The sequence below is a fragment of the Vibrio vulnificus NBRC 15645 = ATCC 27562 genome (assembly GCF_002224265.1).
Lineage (GTDB): Bacteria > Pseudomonadota > Gammaproteobacteria > Enterobacterales > Vibrionaceae > Vibrio > Vibrio vulnificus.
In genome coordinates, this window is sequence record NZ_CP012881.1 from 952,825 (window position 1) to 968,227 (window position 15,403).

14 protein-coding genes and 1 pseudogene are annotated in these 15,403 nt (G+C 40.5%); 5 read left to right on the plus strand and 10 right to left on the minus strand.

Annotated features, from left to right (window positions below; all coding sequences use genetic code 11):
* The first annotated feature begins 191 nt into the window (after positions 1-191).
* Positions 192-452 (plus strand): 30S ribosomal protein S20, encoded by a 261-nt coding sequence (gene rpsT / locus AOT11_RS04330; protein WP_011078599.1) that lies wholly within the window; start codon positions 192-194, stop codon positions 450-452.
* Between the two features lie 124 nt (positions 453-576).
* Here the strand turns inward: rpsT and AOT11_RS04335 are convergent, their stop codons facing one another.
* Entirely contained in the window at positions 577-873 is a 297-nt protein-coding gene (locus tag AOT11_RS04335) for an ArsR/SmtB family transcription factor (protein WP_011078600.1), read from the minus strand.
* Positions 874-1,001: 128 nt separating this feature from the next.
* Positions 1,002-1,892: a transcriptional activator NhaR gene (gene nhaR / locus AOT11_RS04340; RefSeq protein WP_011078601.1), complete on the minus strand. Its 891-nt coding sequence runs from the start codon at positions 1,890-1,892 to the stop codon at positions 1,002-1,004.
* Between the two features lie 380 nt (positions 1,893-2,272).
* Here nhaR and AOT11_RS04345 point away from each other — a divergent pair, with 380 nt between their 5' ends.
* Together AOT11_RS04345 and AOT11_RS04350 are read left to right on the plus strand one after the other, a co-directional pair.
* Positions 2,273-3,421, plus strand: coding sequence for a Na/Pi symporter (locus tag AOT11_RS04345; RefSeq protein ID WP_026050206.1), 1,149 nt, complete (start codon positions 2,273-2,275; stop codon positions 3,419-3,421).
* Between the two features lie 126 nt (positions 3,422-3,547).
* The gene (locus AOT11_RS04350; RefSeq protein ID WP_017419703.1) at positions 3,548-4,696 is read left to right on the plus strand and encodes a flavohemoglobin expression-modulating QEGLA motif protein; all 1,149 of its coding nucleotides are present in this window, start codon (positions 3,548-3,550) and stop codon (positions 4,694-4,696) included.
* A gap of 58 nt (positions 4,697-4,754) precedes the next feature.
* Here AOT11_RS04350 and AOT11_RS04355 read toward each other — a convergent pair.
* The 8 genes and pseudogenes from AOT11_RS04355 to AOT11_RS04390 form a co-directional block, all read right to left on the minus strand.
* Positions 4,755-5,048 (minus strand): annotated as a pseudogene (locus AOT11_RS04355) (thymidylate synthase); the annotation flags it as partial.
* A gap of 340 nt (positions 5,049-5,388) precedes the next feature.
* On the minus strand, positions 5,389-6,636 hold the full coding sequence (locus AOT11_RS04360) for an STAS-like domain-containing protein (RefSeq protein ID WP_017419705.1): 1,248 nt from the start codon (positions 6,634-6,636) through the stop codon (positions 5,389-5,391).
* 168 nt (positions 6,637-6,804) lie between these two features.
* Entirely contained in the window at positions 6,805-7,209 is a 405-nt protein-coding gene (locus tag AOT11_RS04365; RefSeq protein ID WP_017419706.1) for a hypothetical protein, read from the minus strand.
* Positions 7,187-8,029, minus strand: a complete 843-nt coding sequence (locus AOT11_RS04370) for a hypothetical protein (RefSeq protein WP_017419707.1) — start codon at positions 8,027-8,029, stop codon at positions 7,187-7,189. The genes AOT11_RS04365 and AOT11_RS04370 overlap by 23 nt, the downstream gene beginning before the upstream one ends.
* A gap of 387 nt (positions 8,030-8,416) precedes the next feature.
* A complete protein-coding gene (locus tag AOT11_RS04375; protein WP_237342678.1) occupies positions 8,417-9,112 on the minus strand; it encodes a hypothetical protein in 696 nt (231 codons plus the stop codon).
* The gene (locus AOT11_RS04380) at positions 9,072-10,193 is read right to left on the minus strand and encodes a hypothetical protein (RefSeq protein ID WP_017419709.1); all 1,122 of its coding nucleotides are present in this window, start codon (positions 10,191-10,193) and stop codon (positions 9,072-9,074) included. Before AOT11_RS04380 ends, AOT11_RS04375 begins: the two co-directional genes overlap by 41 nt.
* On the minus strand, positions 10,186-11,256 hold the full coding sequence (locus AOT11_RS04385; protein WP_017419710.1) for a PD-(D/E)XK nuclease domain-containing protein: 1,071 nt from the start codon (positions 11,254-11,256) through the stop codon (positions 10,186-10,188). The genes AOT11_RS04380 and AOT11_RS04385 overlap by 8 nt, the downstream gene beginning before the upstream one ends.
* Positions 11,257-11,512: 256 nt before the next feature.
* Positions 11,513-12,685 carry a hypothetical protein gene (locus tag AOT11_RS04390; protein WP_017419711.1) on the minus strand — a complete coding sequence of 391 codons (1,173 nt, stop codon included), beginning with the start codon at positions 12,683-12,685 and terminating at the stop codon, positions 11,513-11,515.
* Positions 12,686-12,833: 148 nt separating this feature from the next.
* Between AOT11_RS04390 and AOT11_RS04395 the strand changes: the two genes are divergently transcribed.
* Together AOT11_RS04395 and AOT11_RS04410 are read left to right on the plus strand one after the other, a co-directional pair.
* Complete coding sequence (locus AOT11_RS04395; protein WP_017419712.1) at positions 12,834-14,090, plus strand: ParB N-terminal domain-containing protein; 1,257 nt, start codon at positions 12,834-12,836, stop codon at positions 14,088-14,090.
* Positions 14,091-14,853: 763 nt separating this feature from the next.
* Positions 14,854-15,225, plus strand: coding sequence for a hypothetical protein (locus AOT11_RS04410; protein WP_017419715.1), 372 nt, complete (start codon positions 14,854-14,856; stop codon positions 15,223-15,225).
* Positions 15,226-15,403: the final 178 nt, after the last annotated feature.

Genomic DNA, 15,403 nt, shown 5'->3' on the forward strand with positions numbered 1-15,403 from the left:
CGGATATTTATTAGCATTGGTCTAAAAATGCTGATAGAATCCCCGCCATCTTAACCGCGATGCCCTTTCTTACCAAAACTTGTTTTGGTCGCGATGGGTTTTTGCACAAATCATTTGACAATCGGGCATAAATGAGGGATATTCCTCGCCCTTAAATTGTCACCGAACTAAAGTTTTTGGGAGTTAGACCCTTGGCAAATAACAAATCTGCTAAGAAGCGCGCTATCCAAGCTGAGAAACGTCGTCAGCACAATGCTAGCCGTCGTTCAATGATGCGCACTTACATGAAAAAAACTGTTGCTGCAATCGCTGCTGGCGATAAAGAAGCTGCAACTGCTGCATTCGCTGTAGTTACACCGATCCTAGACCGCATGGCGACTAAAGGCCTTATTCACAAGAATAAAGCAGCTCGTCACAAGTCTCGTTTCGCTGCACAAATCAAAGCTCTTTAATAGAGTCTCGATTCAGTGAAAAAAGCCGGCTTTATGCCGGTTTTTTTATTGCTATCAAATTACCCATATAAAAAAAAGCTGGCTTGTAAGCCAGCTTTTCTTTTCTACACGGCACGCAAAGGCATTATTCTTCACAATAAAGACTATGCAGCAGTTTAATCATTGCTTTTACTTCTTCACTTTTCAGAGTGTAGTAAACCGTTTGTGCTTCTTTGCGCGTGGTCACCAAACCATCACGACGCAACCATGCCAGATGCTGAGACAATGCAGACTGACTTAATTGTAACTTGGCACAAAGTTCCCCGACCGATAGCTCTTGATTGTGTAGCATGCATAAGATTTGCAGGCGTCTTTCATTGGCCATGGCTTTGAGTAATACGACAGCTTTAGCAGAATTCTGCTCCATATCTTTTAAGTTCATGTGTTGGTCCTCTAGCTACAACTCACATGTCCCAACGGTTGTTGCAGATAGTTGTGTTAAACAATTTTATAATTTAGGTTTATATTTTTGTAGATAGTAATCTATTTGGGGTATTCAAGGGAACGGTTTCATTCAAACAATTGGCTAAAATCTGCGTCACACACATTCTTTACTGCGGGATGTTGAATCATACGCTCAGCAAAGATCACGTAATACTCTTCTTTGAGATCGTCAACATGGCCAATGAGTTGTAAAGTCAGATCTTCTTCGATTTCTGAGATATAAACGGTCGGGGCAAGGAAAATGACATCATCATGGTAACGAGCAAAAGCTTTCATTAAGGCCACATCATCAAATTCCCCTAATACATCAGGTTGAATCCCTTGGCGATCAAACCACTGTAAAACCTTACGTCCCATCGCCGTTCGGCTCCCAGGAATCAATAGTTTTTTCTGCTCCAAAATGGCTGGGAATTCAGCATTATCTATTTTGGTGGAAGAGAAAAAACTCATGCTCGACTCACCCAGTTTCTTACTATATAAGCCGGGACTTTGTGTCGAATCGACAGGACAATCAGACAGAATCATGTCGAGCTTGTGTTGTGCCAAACGTTCCAGCAGCAATTCGTGCGTCGATTCGTAACAACATAAGTGGATTTTTTTATCTTGAGGCACGGTGGTTTTCAGCACCTTACTCACTAATCGTTTTGACAGCGCATCAGCAACACCGACTTCAAATAGAATATTGGCATGCTGGCTATAGTTGACGATATCGAGCATTTCGTAACTTAGACCAAACATGCGGTCAGCGTATTTGAATACCAATTGCCCAAGCTCCGTTGGTTCAACGGTACGGCCGTTTCGCTTTGTGAGCTTGCCTTTCATACGATCTTCTAGCGCTTTGATCTGTCCTGTCACCGTTTGTGGCGTGAGAAACAGCGCATCTGCCGCTTTAGTAACGGAACCTTGCTTACAAACCATCCAGAAATAGTAGAGGTGATTATAATTGAGATGTGACATAACCCTTCCTTAAAAGAAACCACTGCCGTCCCTGAGAACATGACAAATATGACAGATGTCGCCAATTATATCGAAAAAACCGAATTGAAAACGCCATAACATTAAAAAAAACAGAGCCAATCAATTTCATATTGTCATATTTTGTGACATATCACCCACTAATAGAACAAAAAACAACCACACGAGAAAAGGTTAAAAATAAATAAAAATCAAAAGCTTAAGTTTACCCTATTTTCATTTCAACAAATTAGCTTGTGCTCAGCGGTGAAAAAATCCAGATGACACCGAATTGTCATATTACTGAAATATTTCATCTCTACTATCGGCCTCAGTTTCAACAACAGACCAAACTGAGATTTAGACGGTCAATGGAGAAAATTATGATGAACCAAGCTACTACGGCAGCAACGCCAATTTCGAGCACAACTCGTTGGCTTCGCTGGGCTAACTTGGCATTCATGTTATACCTGCTACTTTTAGCAGTATCTATGGTAGGCAGTGGTTTTAAACTGGCTACTGGCGATCAAGCTAAAGTACTTTTTGAATTTGCCTCACACCCTGTTGCGGGCCTAATGATTGGTCTTGTGGCGACAGCTCTTATTCAATCTTCCAGTACCGTGACCTCGATTATCGTCGGTTTGGTCGCTGGTGGCTTACCAGTAGAAACTGCAATCCCTATGGTTATGGGTGCAAACATTGGCACCACAGTAACAAACACCTTGGTTTCTCTTGGCCATGTTCGCTGTAAAGAAGAATTCAAGCGCGCTTTCGCAAGTGCGACAATTCACGATTTCTTCAACCTACTCGCGGTTGCCATCTTCCTTCCTCTGGAAATGATGTTTGGCATTCTAGAGAAAGTGTCTCATTGGCTTGTGTCTCCACTATTGAACACTGGCGATATGAGCATGAAAGGGTTTGACTTCATCAAGCCAATGACCAAACCTGTCGTAAGTGCAGTGAAAGGCCCACTAAGCACATTTGGTGATACTTTTGCAGGTGTTGCGCTGATTGTTCTAGGTATTGCTACCATCTTCGTTGCTATCACTGTGATGGGTAAATTGATGAAGAGTCTAATGGTTGGCCGCGCTCGTGACATCCTGAAGAACGCAATCGGCCGCGGTCCTATCCACGGTATCGTGTCAGGCTCTATCGTAACGGTGTTGGTTCAGTCTTCATCAACAACAACCAGCTTGATGGTTCCACTCGTTGGTACTGGTGTACTGAAAGTACGTGATGTTTACCCATTCACGTTGGGTGCAAACATTGGTACTTGTATTACCGCACTGCTTGCAGCGACGGCAGTTTCTGGTGAGTTTGCTGTGTTTGCTCTGCAAATTGCGTTGGTTCACTTAACCTTTAACGTATTAGCGACACTGTTTATCTTTGGTATTCCGTTCCTGCGTGAACTGCCAATCAAAGGCGCTGAGTTTATCTCAGAGATGGCGATTAAGAACAAAGCTGTGGTAGCAGGTTACCTACTCGCGGTCTTTATCTTTATCCCAGGTACGATTTTGGCGCTAACAACATAGTTGGCTGTTGCCTAAGTTACTTAAGGAGAGCTTTCATGCTCTCCTTTTTTTATTTCCAATAACCATCACTTTTCATTGGCAAAAGTCTTTGTCTGATACACACTAAGAAAAAACAGCCGTGATGTAATGATGGAACATTCAGATAAGCAACAACTTCTATCCGCAACAGGAAAAATTGATGAGCAGCTTTCGCTGTTAGTAGACAACATTGATATTCTGAGTAGTGTCACGCCACAAAACTACAAAGAAGAGCGACAACGATTTTTCGATAATCGTTTCTCTGTCGAACCTGTGTTTACTTATAAAAATCAAACCTTCGATGTACATCAGGCTAAGAGAAACCTCTACTCTCTGCCGATTGAACTAATAGAGCACCCTCAGCTTCGTCAACTTTATGCCGAAGTCATTCAATCGTACGCAGATAAACTGGATCAACTGTGCAGCATTGGCCAACCTGAGTTTCTCTACAACTCCCTACGCTATTATGGTGAACCAAGCAGTAAAGATATTCGCAATGCTAACTTCTTACTGCACCTCCCTATCGAAGAAGAGGCGCCACAGCGTCATGATTGCAACGAGATTGCAGCCTTCATGCAGCAGTTTTGTCTAGATCATGGTTACACTGGTGAAATTGAAATCAGCAACAGTATGATTGCTAATGCGTTGGTCTCTGGCACTAAAGTTAAAATCAACGCTTCTGCAAGTATCACAACTAAAGAGCTTCATGCGCTCGCTCATCACGAGTTAGGTGTTCATCTATTAACAACGCTCAATGGCCGGGCGCAACCACTGAAGTTACTCAGCTTGGGTTGTCCAGTAAATACGACCACGCAGGAAGGTTTGGCCATTTTATGTGAGTTCCTTTCTGGGCACTTTAGTCTTAAACGTCTTAGAACCTTAGCGCTGCGTGTGATTGCGGTAGAGTCGATGATCAAAGATCGTGATTTTAGAAACACTTTTTTGCTGTTGAAAGAACAGTACAAAGTGGAAGACATGACGGCATTTACCATCACAGCTCGAGTTTATCGTGGCGGTGGCTACACCAAAGACTATCTCTACTTGCGTGGCTTTAGAGAGATACTCAATGCCTACGACCAATTAGGCGATGACTTCAATGTATTGCTGGCTGGAAAAACCGAGATACGCTACTTCTCAGCAATTAAATCGCTGATAAAAGAGGACATTATTCTTCCACCAAAATTCATTAGTCCAGCTATCGCCAAACCCGCGCCTGCGGATCCTATCTATAAGTTTGTCGCCAATGCGCTCAAATAGCACTGACGCAGCAAGTAACAAAAAAGGGCTCTAGGAGCCCTTTTCAACCATCGTGATGTTATACCGAGAATGGGTACTGGATTGGGTCATGATGTTCATACCCCTCTACCCAGAAATCATCCAAAGTGACCCAAGTTTCCAGATCTTCCAAAGATTTGATCTCAGGATTGATGTGAAACGTTGGTGCTTGTAACGGTTCTCGCTTGAGTTGCACATCACGCATCAGCGCTAGCTGATCTTCATAAATATGTGCATTCACAATCTTATGAAACGCTTGACCCGGTTTCTTGCCCGTAATCTGCGCCATGATTGCCAAGAACACATACACTTGAACCATGTTGAAATTCAGCCCCTATAAATTTAGACCCCAACTCTATATGCACAACCTGTAGCATTTACAAGCCAATCATAGTAAAGAAGCATGCTATTATCACTGTGCATTAAGAATTATGCACACCCATGACGAAGGCTAATACATACAAATGGGGTTAACAAGCAAGGGTGTATCTGATCGGGCTGGTACACATCTCCTCTAGCATTAGTAAAAGTGCATCGAACTTGGCTTCGGTAAACTAAGAAGGCCCAATAGTTGCAACTCACAAGTGGACAGAACCTTGTTCGACCTGATGATCTACAAGGGTACTGTCAGATTAGGAAAAGTATGTTGATGCCTTGATCGTGTGTTAGTGACACTAGGCTGCATTAGATAAAGCAACTTCATTCAAATCATTGATTCTCTGTGCAACCGAACGTTGTATAATTGCATTATTTTGCTCGTTTGAACAAATTACGGTAAACCTAGCTCTAAATACATGTTCACCAAGCTGTAACAGTAACTTACCAACAACTTCATCAGCAAAACTACTTGAAATTAGAGGGAGATCATTAAAATTTATGACTATTCGATGGTCATACATATTAACAAAATTAACTAGTCGTCCCTTCAATGGAGCACCAGCAAATCTTGTTCCATAAGAACTAGCTTCTACCCGAACCAGAAAATTAATATAGTCGTCATCAGGGGCTTCATAACACAATTCAATAAAATCTACAGGCTCATACTGTTGACCATTTATTGTCAATGCACTCGCCATCAAATTTTCAATAGAAAAATCGACAGTAGCTTCAACAATAGTTCCCCTATAGTTTGAGTCGATTTTGCTAATCTCTAGTTTGCCTTTTTCATGACGAAGTACCGCATTGTTTGAAAGTATTTTAAAAGAACCTTTACCTTGATGACTTATCTCGTAAGAGCCAAATAAACCATTTCCTTGCCCAATACTTTTATCCCTCGTTATACCTTCTCGAATAGCTTTATCGAGAACGGATACTTCCGACTCATTTTGAAATTTTTCTCCTAAAGTATTAGTTATCCCTCGACCACAATCAGCAACTAAAAAATTAACTTTTCCACTTTGCTTATCTATTCGATTGACTAACAGGATTCCACCTACTGGTGATTCTGAATGGACAAGAACATTATCTGAGATCTCGTTAATTGCCCATTCTAAAGCTGCATAATCAGAGCGAGAAATTCCTTCGGCACCAGAAAGAACCATTTTAAACACGTTATTCACTATAGCAAAATGATCATCCGAGTTAGTGTAATGTTGTGCTGGATAGAAGCTGGAACCTTGATAAGAAGATACACTATGTTTTTTATCAAGAAGGTTAAGAATATTTTTATCTCGCCACTCTTTAGCTAAAGAATTTTTCTTCGGAACAATAACAGTGAAATCATGACCATCATTTGCTTTGGATAGCACTTGACAGACCAACCCTAGTGTTTCGCTCATCGGAGCAGACTCAAGGTCTTTAAAATCCAGTACCCACTCTGTAAAATTACTCGCTTGCAATGAGATAGACCGTTCAAGACTTTGAATATCGAGTACAGTTAAATTTTCTCTAAAGTTAAATTTATTTTTTCTTCTATTTAGCACGAAAATTCCTCAGCATTGCTAACAGCAGTTGTTAGACAGACAACAAACAGAACTTGTCCGTATCCACAAAATTCTGCTTAATTCATTCAATCCTTCATGCATCACCAACCAGCCCCAAAACAATTTTGCGTTAGCAAACCATTAATTAACTCAGACATAGAAAGTCGCTTAACTCTCACCTCTAAGGCGATAAGCTAATCTCCCATATTTCATGTGTGCAAATGAAGCAGCAACGAATAGAGTTATCTGCAACGCGCCTACCCATTTACTAGGTTGCATTAAAGCTACTACATAAATCGTAACGCTGATTGCTGACATCACACTGGTAATCGTCATAAACCAATCAAGACCAACTTCATTTAGCTTGCCATGGTACTTTCTAGTAGCACTTCGAACATTGATAATTGAACTTGAATAAATCATCGCACTAGCAATAGACCAATCACCTGTAAGCAACAAATCATCATACTTCCCCGTCAAGACCTTAACCAAGACAAGCAAGATGAATGGAGTGATAATGAACAGATAAGATGTAGCTACCGCCTTAAACTCATTCTGATGTTGGTATTTCATTCTGAGTTCCACGATAAGTAATGACTTCTTTGATCTCTTTTATCTTTGCATTCTTGATACGTTCTTCACCTTTCTCAACGACAACATCATACTCAGCGTGAACTCTCAGATAGTCACTTCCCCCCAGACGAACCTCAGAGTTCAGATATTCATCCAACCACTCTTTGTGTAAAATTTCTGCGCTGTATCTCTTATGAGTCCTAGTGCTAATTACTTCCCACTTAGAAGTAGCCTTTTTACAAGGCTTAAAAACTTCAACGATTTCTTCACCGTCAAAATGACCTTGGTCGCTAGAGAACATCTTTTTGACATTACCTGTGAATCTGAAGTTAGGGTCAAAAGGGATTACCTCAGCTAACTTAGCACCTTCATTGCAAACTTTAAGATACTCATCAGGTAACAGCTTTTTATTGCCCTCAGACCACTTCTCAGCAACTAAAGCAACATCTAAATCACTAATGTAAGGATCAAGTCGACTTGAGCGACCTCTTTTAGCCATCTCATTCTTCAGTCTATCCCTTTCATTATTAGTGATGTGTTGAACCTGCTCTTTTTTAGACATCTCACCAGTCAACTCCCTGAAAAGGGAGTCAGGTCTTGTCCACTCCTCAACCTTTAATAACAACTTAGCGAGAATGCAACCATGAGTAACCTCTTGCAGCTCAACATCAAAGATCATCTCTGAATCAACAGCCTGAGCAATAATTTGCCCCATCTCCTGATATGCTGAAATGAAATCTCCCATAGCGTGAAATACTTCCGCAGGGTTCTTCCTGTTAGAGTTGTATTCAAGGTGAAACTCTAAAACCGTTGCTTCCATTTCCTAGTCCGTTAATCATTATTGTTCATATGGTTATGAATCTTACATCATATTTAAGTCCCAACAAATGTTTGACCTCACCATTAGTCAGACTAAACATATTGTCTTCTTAAGTCGCCGACTTGTATCGACCTCGATTTTTTAAAGTCATACATGATCAAACCTCATTATAATGCGACCTACCGCATGCTCATTGGATAACATTTAGTAGGGCAAATTAGCATTAACAGGATAGAAAAGAGCGATATGACTAAAACGTTTTGGGGCATAAACGTATTAGATCTAGCTCTAATATGGTAGTAGGAGAAATAGTCGTGATCAGATGCATGCGAGGATAACCCAACTGATTTTTATATCAACTGGGTTATCTTTACTTTAACTGATCAGCTATTGGTTTATGAGCGTGATTTTAATTGATGGCAAGATATAACCAAGATATTCATCCCTAACCCTTAAACTACAAGTTTTAGAAAGTTCAAAATCAACTGTATGACCATCAACGTAAACAGAGCTACTAAGTTTGTCTAGCTTGTATTCTTTACCTTCTATTAGCTTATCTAGCGACTCAAAGGCGTCTTTTATACTTGTTATCTCGATACTGGCCTTCGCAGCTTTATCTATAACTACACGACTAACTTTTACTTTTCCCGTACCTTCTAGTTTAGCCTTGAGATCACTTTCTAGTGTAACCTTAAAGGTTTTCAAGTTCAGTTCTGGGTTACTGAAGCCAACCTGAAAGTCGAACAGCCTTGCGAAGCAATCCAAAAACGACCTCGTTGACTTAGGCGAGTTATAGATCACCATTAACAGTTTATTTGTATCGAGAGCCTCAATATGGAAGTTAATGTTTCTATAGGTAACGTACGATATCTCATCTATGACATTGCCAAATTGGTCATAGGTTTCGTCGCTAAACTCTACTTTTTCAGAGTATGTGGCGTGAAGTTCTTCAGATTCATTCAGCGACACGCCGTGAAATGTAAAGTCATGCTGCTCATCAGACTGCTGCCTCAATTTGGTCAGCATTTCTGAAACACTCTTTTTACTGTTTATCAGTAGTAACTTCAGCCTCTGACGACTCATTTTCGTCCTCCCCTAGAGTTTCTGCTACGATTTCATCGACTATTGCACGCGCAGTGTTCTCGATTAGCCTAGATATCCGTAACTCTTCTTCCTTGTCCAATTTAGACGGGTTTTTGTTGTACTCATTTTTGGCTTTATACTTGAACTTACCTCTTGTGATATAGGAGAAATCCTCAAAAGTCTCCGGCTCACCGAACATCGCCTCAATCACATAGATGTCCGAACCCACCAGTTCTTCTTCAAACTTCCATCTAATCTTGGAGATATAAAATCCGCGATTGTAGAATTCTTGAAGCTCGCCAGACTGGAGTACACCCTCGCCTTTCAGTGAAGCTCTGCTGATATGTATGCCAGAATCCCCAGATTTGGCTCTTTCTTCATCTGTTGGCATTGGATGGAACACATAAACGTCCGTAACATCCAATAGCTTAAATCCGTCCAATCTATTCAGCAGCTTTCGGAAGAAGCTAGTGCGGGCATCAGGGTCCTCTATAGCAGCCAAATTGATACGAGTAGAGTCGAATTTCTGACCAGCTTCCTCTGCCGTCAATGCAACAGACTCTCGAATCGTTCTTTCATACTCTTTTACTTTGGGATTGTCTGGGTATCTGACTGTATAGCCAGAGTCCGTTTTCTCTATTGTTATTGTTGCTTCTTTCTTAACGATTTGCTTGAAATCAGACTTAGTGTAATCAGGTGTTTCGTAATTTATATCAATGACATAGTTTCCATTTTCATCTTCATGCCAGATACATAAATCCTTTTCTTCAGTGATTTGCTTCTTAAGAACTTTTAACGTCTTTTCTAAAGAATCTTTATCTACCTCAGTGGCGTAGTCGCTCGTCGTTGTTTTCTCTTTACGCTGAACCACGCCCATCGCCGAAGCAATTCTTTGGTGGTCGTAGTAATCGTGGTTGTACTTAGAAAACTCACGAGCGAGTTCTTCTCTTTTAGTTTCGGTCGATATGATTACGCCTCGAGAAAGGAACAAATCCCTTAATTCAGAGTTGTTAATCTTCGAAGTGTTAAGCGCGTCAAACAAGGCCTTATCAGTAACGCTATAAAGGTAATTTTTATGCATGAACACCCTTCCAACCAATATCCTCTGAGTTATAAAACTCTATTTTGTATGGAATCAACTCAAGCTTGATATCGAGTCTCTTCTTCATTTCTTCGTCATACCCCCACTCATGTGCGTACTTTTCTAATGCTCGGTTAAAGTGGGAGCGAGCTGACCCACTGGTTTCAGTATGTGGCACTTTCAGTCGAATTTTATTTTCGGCATTTAACAGTTGAAACTTTGATAGTAGGTCCAAAAGGTAGAGAAATTCGTTATCGGTGTTCGCCGCTCGGTTGTAGTAGACAACGTAACCTGATTCATAAACCTTCTTAATTTCTCGATCAACGATATCATTCACTTCATCGTGTTTAATGATAATGAAAGGGGATGACAACATCTCAATAGTCGCAGGGAGGTACTTTTCAGAAGAAACAACCTTGTGGAACGTCAACTCTGGATAGTAAAAACCAAACTCTGTTTTCGGAAACGTGCTATGACGAATCATCTCGTTAATATCAGAGGCAATTGTCATCCAATAGTTAATCTGAAGTGGTTCAACGAAGTGCAATTTCTTGTCTTTAGGGACTGGTATCTTTGAAAGTTGAACAGGCTTGGGTAGTTTGCCTTTCTGACCTCTCTCTCGCTTAGGTGGATAGAAAAAATCATAGAAGCCTTTTTGATATTGGTTGTCATGGTTATAAACAAACAACAATCCTCGTACTTCAAAGTCACCCGCAGGAATGAGGTATTTGGCTTGCCATTGCTTGCTATTTTCTGCGCAGTCAATCGTCTTAGCTAGTGATGTTAAAGCTTCTTCTATCTTCGTAGGGCTTATCGAACCCTTACCGTAGCTTTTCAAGTCGGTATTAAAAAGAATGTTCTTATTGCTATAAGGGTCTCTATAGCCAAAAACAACATCAACTGGATGTGTATGCTTTTGAGTCTTGTCTTTATCTAAGTGTTTGTCTTGTTTTCTGCATGGAAAATCTTGATCATATGGGCCATATTGCTCCCATCTAAAAATACTTAGCAAATTGGAAGATACAACTTTTGCAATTTCTTCACGAGGCCCATTTTCAGCCATTAACTCTACCCCTACTATTGAAAGTTAAATTTGCTCCAAACTTAGTTTCATAATATGCGATTGATTACTTAGCTTCTAGTGGCTAACTCAATGTACCATAGAGTTTTTCTCTTGATTGTGATGTGCCTTATCTAAAGCGGCTGCGTTAACGTTGGTCAAACTAACTTGGGGAAATTCTAGGCTATCCGCATCAGCTCACTCTGCATTGTATTTATGCTTAAGAGGCATTAGCCGAACTGGAAACTTGCGTACTTTATTAATTGTAAGCCTCATCACTGATCACTTTCAGGAAGTACTCCTGCAAACCAAACCTAAACTGACGTGTAGAGTTTGCGGCATTTTTATAAAGTCGACCTTGAGCATCTAGTTCCATCACAGAGCAGTTTTTCCAATGCTTAGCATTCTTGCTATAGTCAAGCTTACCCAGCGCTAGCCCTGCATTTTCAAGTTCCTCTGACGACATACCATCCTTCACTAGTTGATAAATAACGAGACCTAACGCTTGCCACACTTGAGGAGACAGTTGATATCCGGAACGATTGCTGACAAACGATTCTTTCAAAGGTTTCAGCCATCCACTCATGAATGCAGAGATATTATTCATATAGTCTCCAGCTAGTATCGATGTGAGGCTCTCTCCTGATTCCAAAGTTATGTCTTTAGGCATCTTACTGTATTCTTGAGTACCAGCTCCGGCTACCGCACCGACAAGCAACTTAAACAAAACATATTGAGTGGTGATAGTACTCTCAGACACTTTCACATGCTTAGCATCAAAGCTGACGCCACCATAAGACTCGATATCAGTGTCTTCGATCAACTGAAGAATAAATGGGTGTAATGGGAAACCACCTTTACTAGACAAGCTATCTCCATCACCAACATGAGGCAGATTTAAAGCTGTATCAAAGAGAGCATTCTTCTTAAATAAATGAACGATATCTGTGGCATCTAGCCCATTTTCATCGTCGAAAATAATCCGAATTTCAACTTTTTCCATGGCTAATCGCTGCCGAGCTAGGCTTTTTTGATTAATTTCTTTTGCGCTTAATCTTGAACTAAACAAGAAAGTTTTAACTCCAAGCATCCTGCAAATAGCAATGAAAGTAAGCACATTACCAACGATGTAGGTACTGTTTGAGTTGAAAGACAATGTCGGAAGGGTGCGGGACGTGCCATCTAAGATTGGCTTCCCCTCAACAGCAAAGGTAAGAGAAACTGGTGCAAAAACATCATCCTTGATTACTCGTGTCTCAAGCTCAGCCTGAATAGCCTTTACCTTATCTACGTTAGTCGAATTGGTTGCAGCATCAACAACCCACTTCAACTCCGACTGAACATTCTCAGCAGAAAAATAGGCATCAATTTCAACCATTGGAATAGTTGAAATTAAGGTTTTAAAGGTTTTTTCCTTAGTCGAAAACAACATGCCGCTGATTTTTTGCTCAAAAACTTTCAACTCTTTATGTCCAATATCGTGTTTTTCGCAGTGTAATTTAAAAATTAAATTTGATCCGACATGCGTGTCGGATCAATAATGGGTGAGAATCACAATCTTACTCGCATGATTGCGCACTATGTTGCCACAGGCAGGGCACAGGATGAAAAACATGACAGAACCACATATCAGTGATACCGATGAGGTTTCAAATGCAGATCTAGAGAACTCGATTGTCAGCAGCTTAGTCAATCGATTTGATGAAAGCGAAAGAACGAGCTATCTAGCCAGCTCTACTACTCTTCTGAAAAATGCCACTGATTTACTCACACCTGCTCAGCTAGAAGAAATCTTCAAGGTTAACGCTAAATACTACGCAGGAATAAAGGTCGTACAAACAACACTGAAGCACACAACCATTTTTATTAGTCCTCAGTTAGCGAGAAACATGTTGACGTTTTCTAGTCGAGGTTCGGTAAATAAAAAAAATAAAAACCGACGTCTCAGTAAAACAAAAGTCAGAAAATACGCTGAATCGATGAAACGACGCGAATGGTGTCTAACTGGTGAGCCAATCATCATTTCTTATGAAGGTGAAATTCTGAATGGACATCATAGGCTAGAGGCTGCGTGTGAGGCTTGTGTTGGGTTTATAGCGCCCATTACTTATGGTGTTACTGACGATCTCAGTTTTGCTCATATAGATGTGGGAAATATACGTTCAAGATCGCAAGTTTTAGAGATGGCTGGAGTTAAGGTAAGCGCTTCCGTCCTTTCTCGCGTTGCGATGCTCGCCAAAGCATATGATATGACAAGAAATCCATATGCTTTTCGCGGAACGCAGGGAACGTCATTTCAACCCGCAGAAATATTAGCATATGTAGAAGAACACAATGAACTTGCCCTGTCTGTTCATTTTATTTCAGAAGTTTTTAAAAAACATAGGCTTGAGAGTCAGGCGTCTGAGACTATCTACGCGTTCGCGCATTATCTAATAAAGAAACAGCTTTCTGTTTGTGAGCATGAGAACCTACCTCTTTGTCCAGAAACGTATCTCACTCGCGTAATCTCTTCATTAGGCCTTAGCTCCGAGGATGATATCGAATATCAGGTTAGAAATTATCTTCAATCAATCGTTCATGAATCAACATCCTATTCGTTGCTATGTAAACTGTCCGCTATTTTCAAAGGTTGGAACCTCCATCTTGGCCTTTCAGTTCCGGGGAACCGAATTAGTGTGCGTCGAGTGGCTAGATATAAAAAAGATGAAAATGGTAATAATATACCGCTCCCTGCCGCAGGTAACATCAATGAGGCATTTTGCGTCCCTTGCCTCCCCAAAGGGCCGACGCCCAAACGAGTTCAGAAACAAAGCAATGTAGAAATTAAAAAATAGAGATTTTAGGTAGGCACACGAGCCTGCCTAGCCATTTTAAGGAAAAACTATGAATGAGCTTATCCACGAACTAAGCCTGTTAGATACTGATGCGTTGTATTTGTTTACGGTCGATAATGTGAGGATACAAGGGAATTTTGCAGAGTTTGACTTAACTATCCAAACGTCATCCCAGATTTTGAGCCGATGGCTCATAACATGTAAGCACTGCCTAAAAGCTAAGATAGATCACACAAATCTAGCCAGAGAGGTAACAATCAAATACGACATATTCATCGTTGGCAGTAGCTACTTTTCAGGGTCATACTTTGAGGCCACGAGGTTAACTTCATGACTTCGGAAGACATACTACACATAATACAAGACGAGATGGGTGAGAAGGTAATCGCATCGGTCACACTCAGTGATGCCGGAAACCTTATAGTCCAGTACGGCGATAAGGTTGTGGTCTACAAAACTCCCGCATCGGTAAGGCCTGCATCTGAGCTATTAAAAATAGTGGCTGAGTTAATCAACTGATTTTCCAATCCAATAATGATGAAAGAGCATTAGGGTGTTTAGCTCAAATTTCCACAAAAATAGTTGGCAAACCCCATACCGTGTTCTAGTTTATAACTCATAATTGAGTTTAACCATCGAAGCTAAAATGGACATGAATTAGAAAAAACAATATAAAACAAAGGTTGCCTAGCGATTAATTCATAAAATCTCTGTGTATGGCATCAGAGACTTCGATACGATGAAAAATAAAATGGAGTTCTATATGAGTTACCAATCTGTACTCAGTGAGTTCAAAGGCGCATCCGACTCACTTGTTTTCACTAATGACCATATTAATCTAACTTTTGGTGGTAAACAAAATCGATTTACCGTAGACCTGATGGAAGGTGAGCACCAGTTTTTTGTTCGATATCATGATGCCGACACACCTCTAATTGCAGCGTACTTGCTTGATAATGAGACACAAGTTGCGGTTGAGACTGGAGTAATTGAATGGCTAAAACATAATGATTTTGTTTATAAAATAGAGGCTTTAACTGAAAATGCAGAGCACTCTTCACTAATGCAACTGGATTGCTGCCTCACTGTAAATATGGATAAAACCGTCAAGCATTTGATTGAAGAAAGCCAATAAAGATGAAAGCAGCAGACTGAGTTATTTCTTACAAGTGCCAACTATGAAGGTTTTGGACATAAGTGAGTTAGAAATTGAGCTGTAACTAAAGTATCTCGAATAAAGAAATGTATGGAAATCCACGCGAACACTGATAATCCTCAAGGCTTTTATGAATGCAGTAAAGTCTCAAGTTTTG

What these genes read in the sequence shown, in the direction of transcription:
- AOT11_RS04350 (WP_017419703.1), top strand. Translation starts at nt 3,548, where the DNA reads ATGATGGAACATTCAGATAAGCAACAACTTCTATCCGCAACAGGAAAA.
- nhaR (WP_011078601.1), bottom strand. Translation starts at nt 1,892, where the DNA reads ATGTCACATCTCAATTATAATCACCTCTACTATTTCTGGATGGTTTGT.
- AOT11_RS04390 (WP_017419711.1), bottom strand. Translation starts at nt 12,685, where the DNA reads ATGTTGTTTTCGACTAAGGAAAAAACCTTTAAAACCTTAATTTCAACT.
- AOT11_RS04365 (WP_017419706.1), bottom strand. Translation starts at nt 7,209, where the DNA reads ATGAAATACCAACATCAGAATGAGTTTAAGGCGGTAGCTACATCTTAT.
- AOT11_RS04375 (WP_237342678.1), bottom strand. Translation starts at nt 9,112, where the DNA reads ATGAGTCGTCAGAGGCTGAAGTTACTACTGATAAACAGTAAAAAGAGT.
- AOT11_RS04410 (WP_017419715.1), top strand. Translation starts at nt 14,854, where the DNA reads ATGAGTTACCAATCTGTACTCAGTGAGTTCAAAGGCGCATCCGACTCA.
- AOT11_RS04380 (WP_017419709.1), bottom strand. Translation starts at nt 10,193, where the DNA reads ATGCATAAAAATTACCTTTATAGCGTTACTGATAAGGCCTTGTTTGAC.
- AOT11_RS04395 (WP_017419712.1), top strand. Translation starts at nt 12,834, where the DNA reads ATGTTGCCACAGGCAGGGCACAGGATGAAAAACATGACAGAACCACAT.
- AOT11_RS04335 (WP_011078600.1), bottom strand. Translation starts at nt 873, where the DNA reads ATGAACTTAAAAGATATGGAGCAGAATTCTGCTAAAGCTGTCGTATTA.
- AOT11_RS04370 (WP_017419707.1), bottom strand. Translation starts at nt 8,029, where the DNA reads ATGGAAGCAACGGTTTTAGAGTTTCACCTTGAATACAACTCTAACAGG.
- AOT11_RS04345 (WP_026050206.1), top strand. Translation starts at nt 2,273, where the DNA reads ATGATGAACCAAGCTACTACGGCAGCAACGCCAATTTCGAGCACAACT.
- AOT11_RS04385 (WP_017419710.1), bottom strand. Translation starts at nt 11,256, where the DNA reads ATGGCTGAAAATGGGCCTCGTGAAGAAATTGCAAAAGTTGTATCTTCC.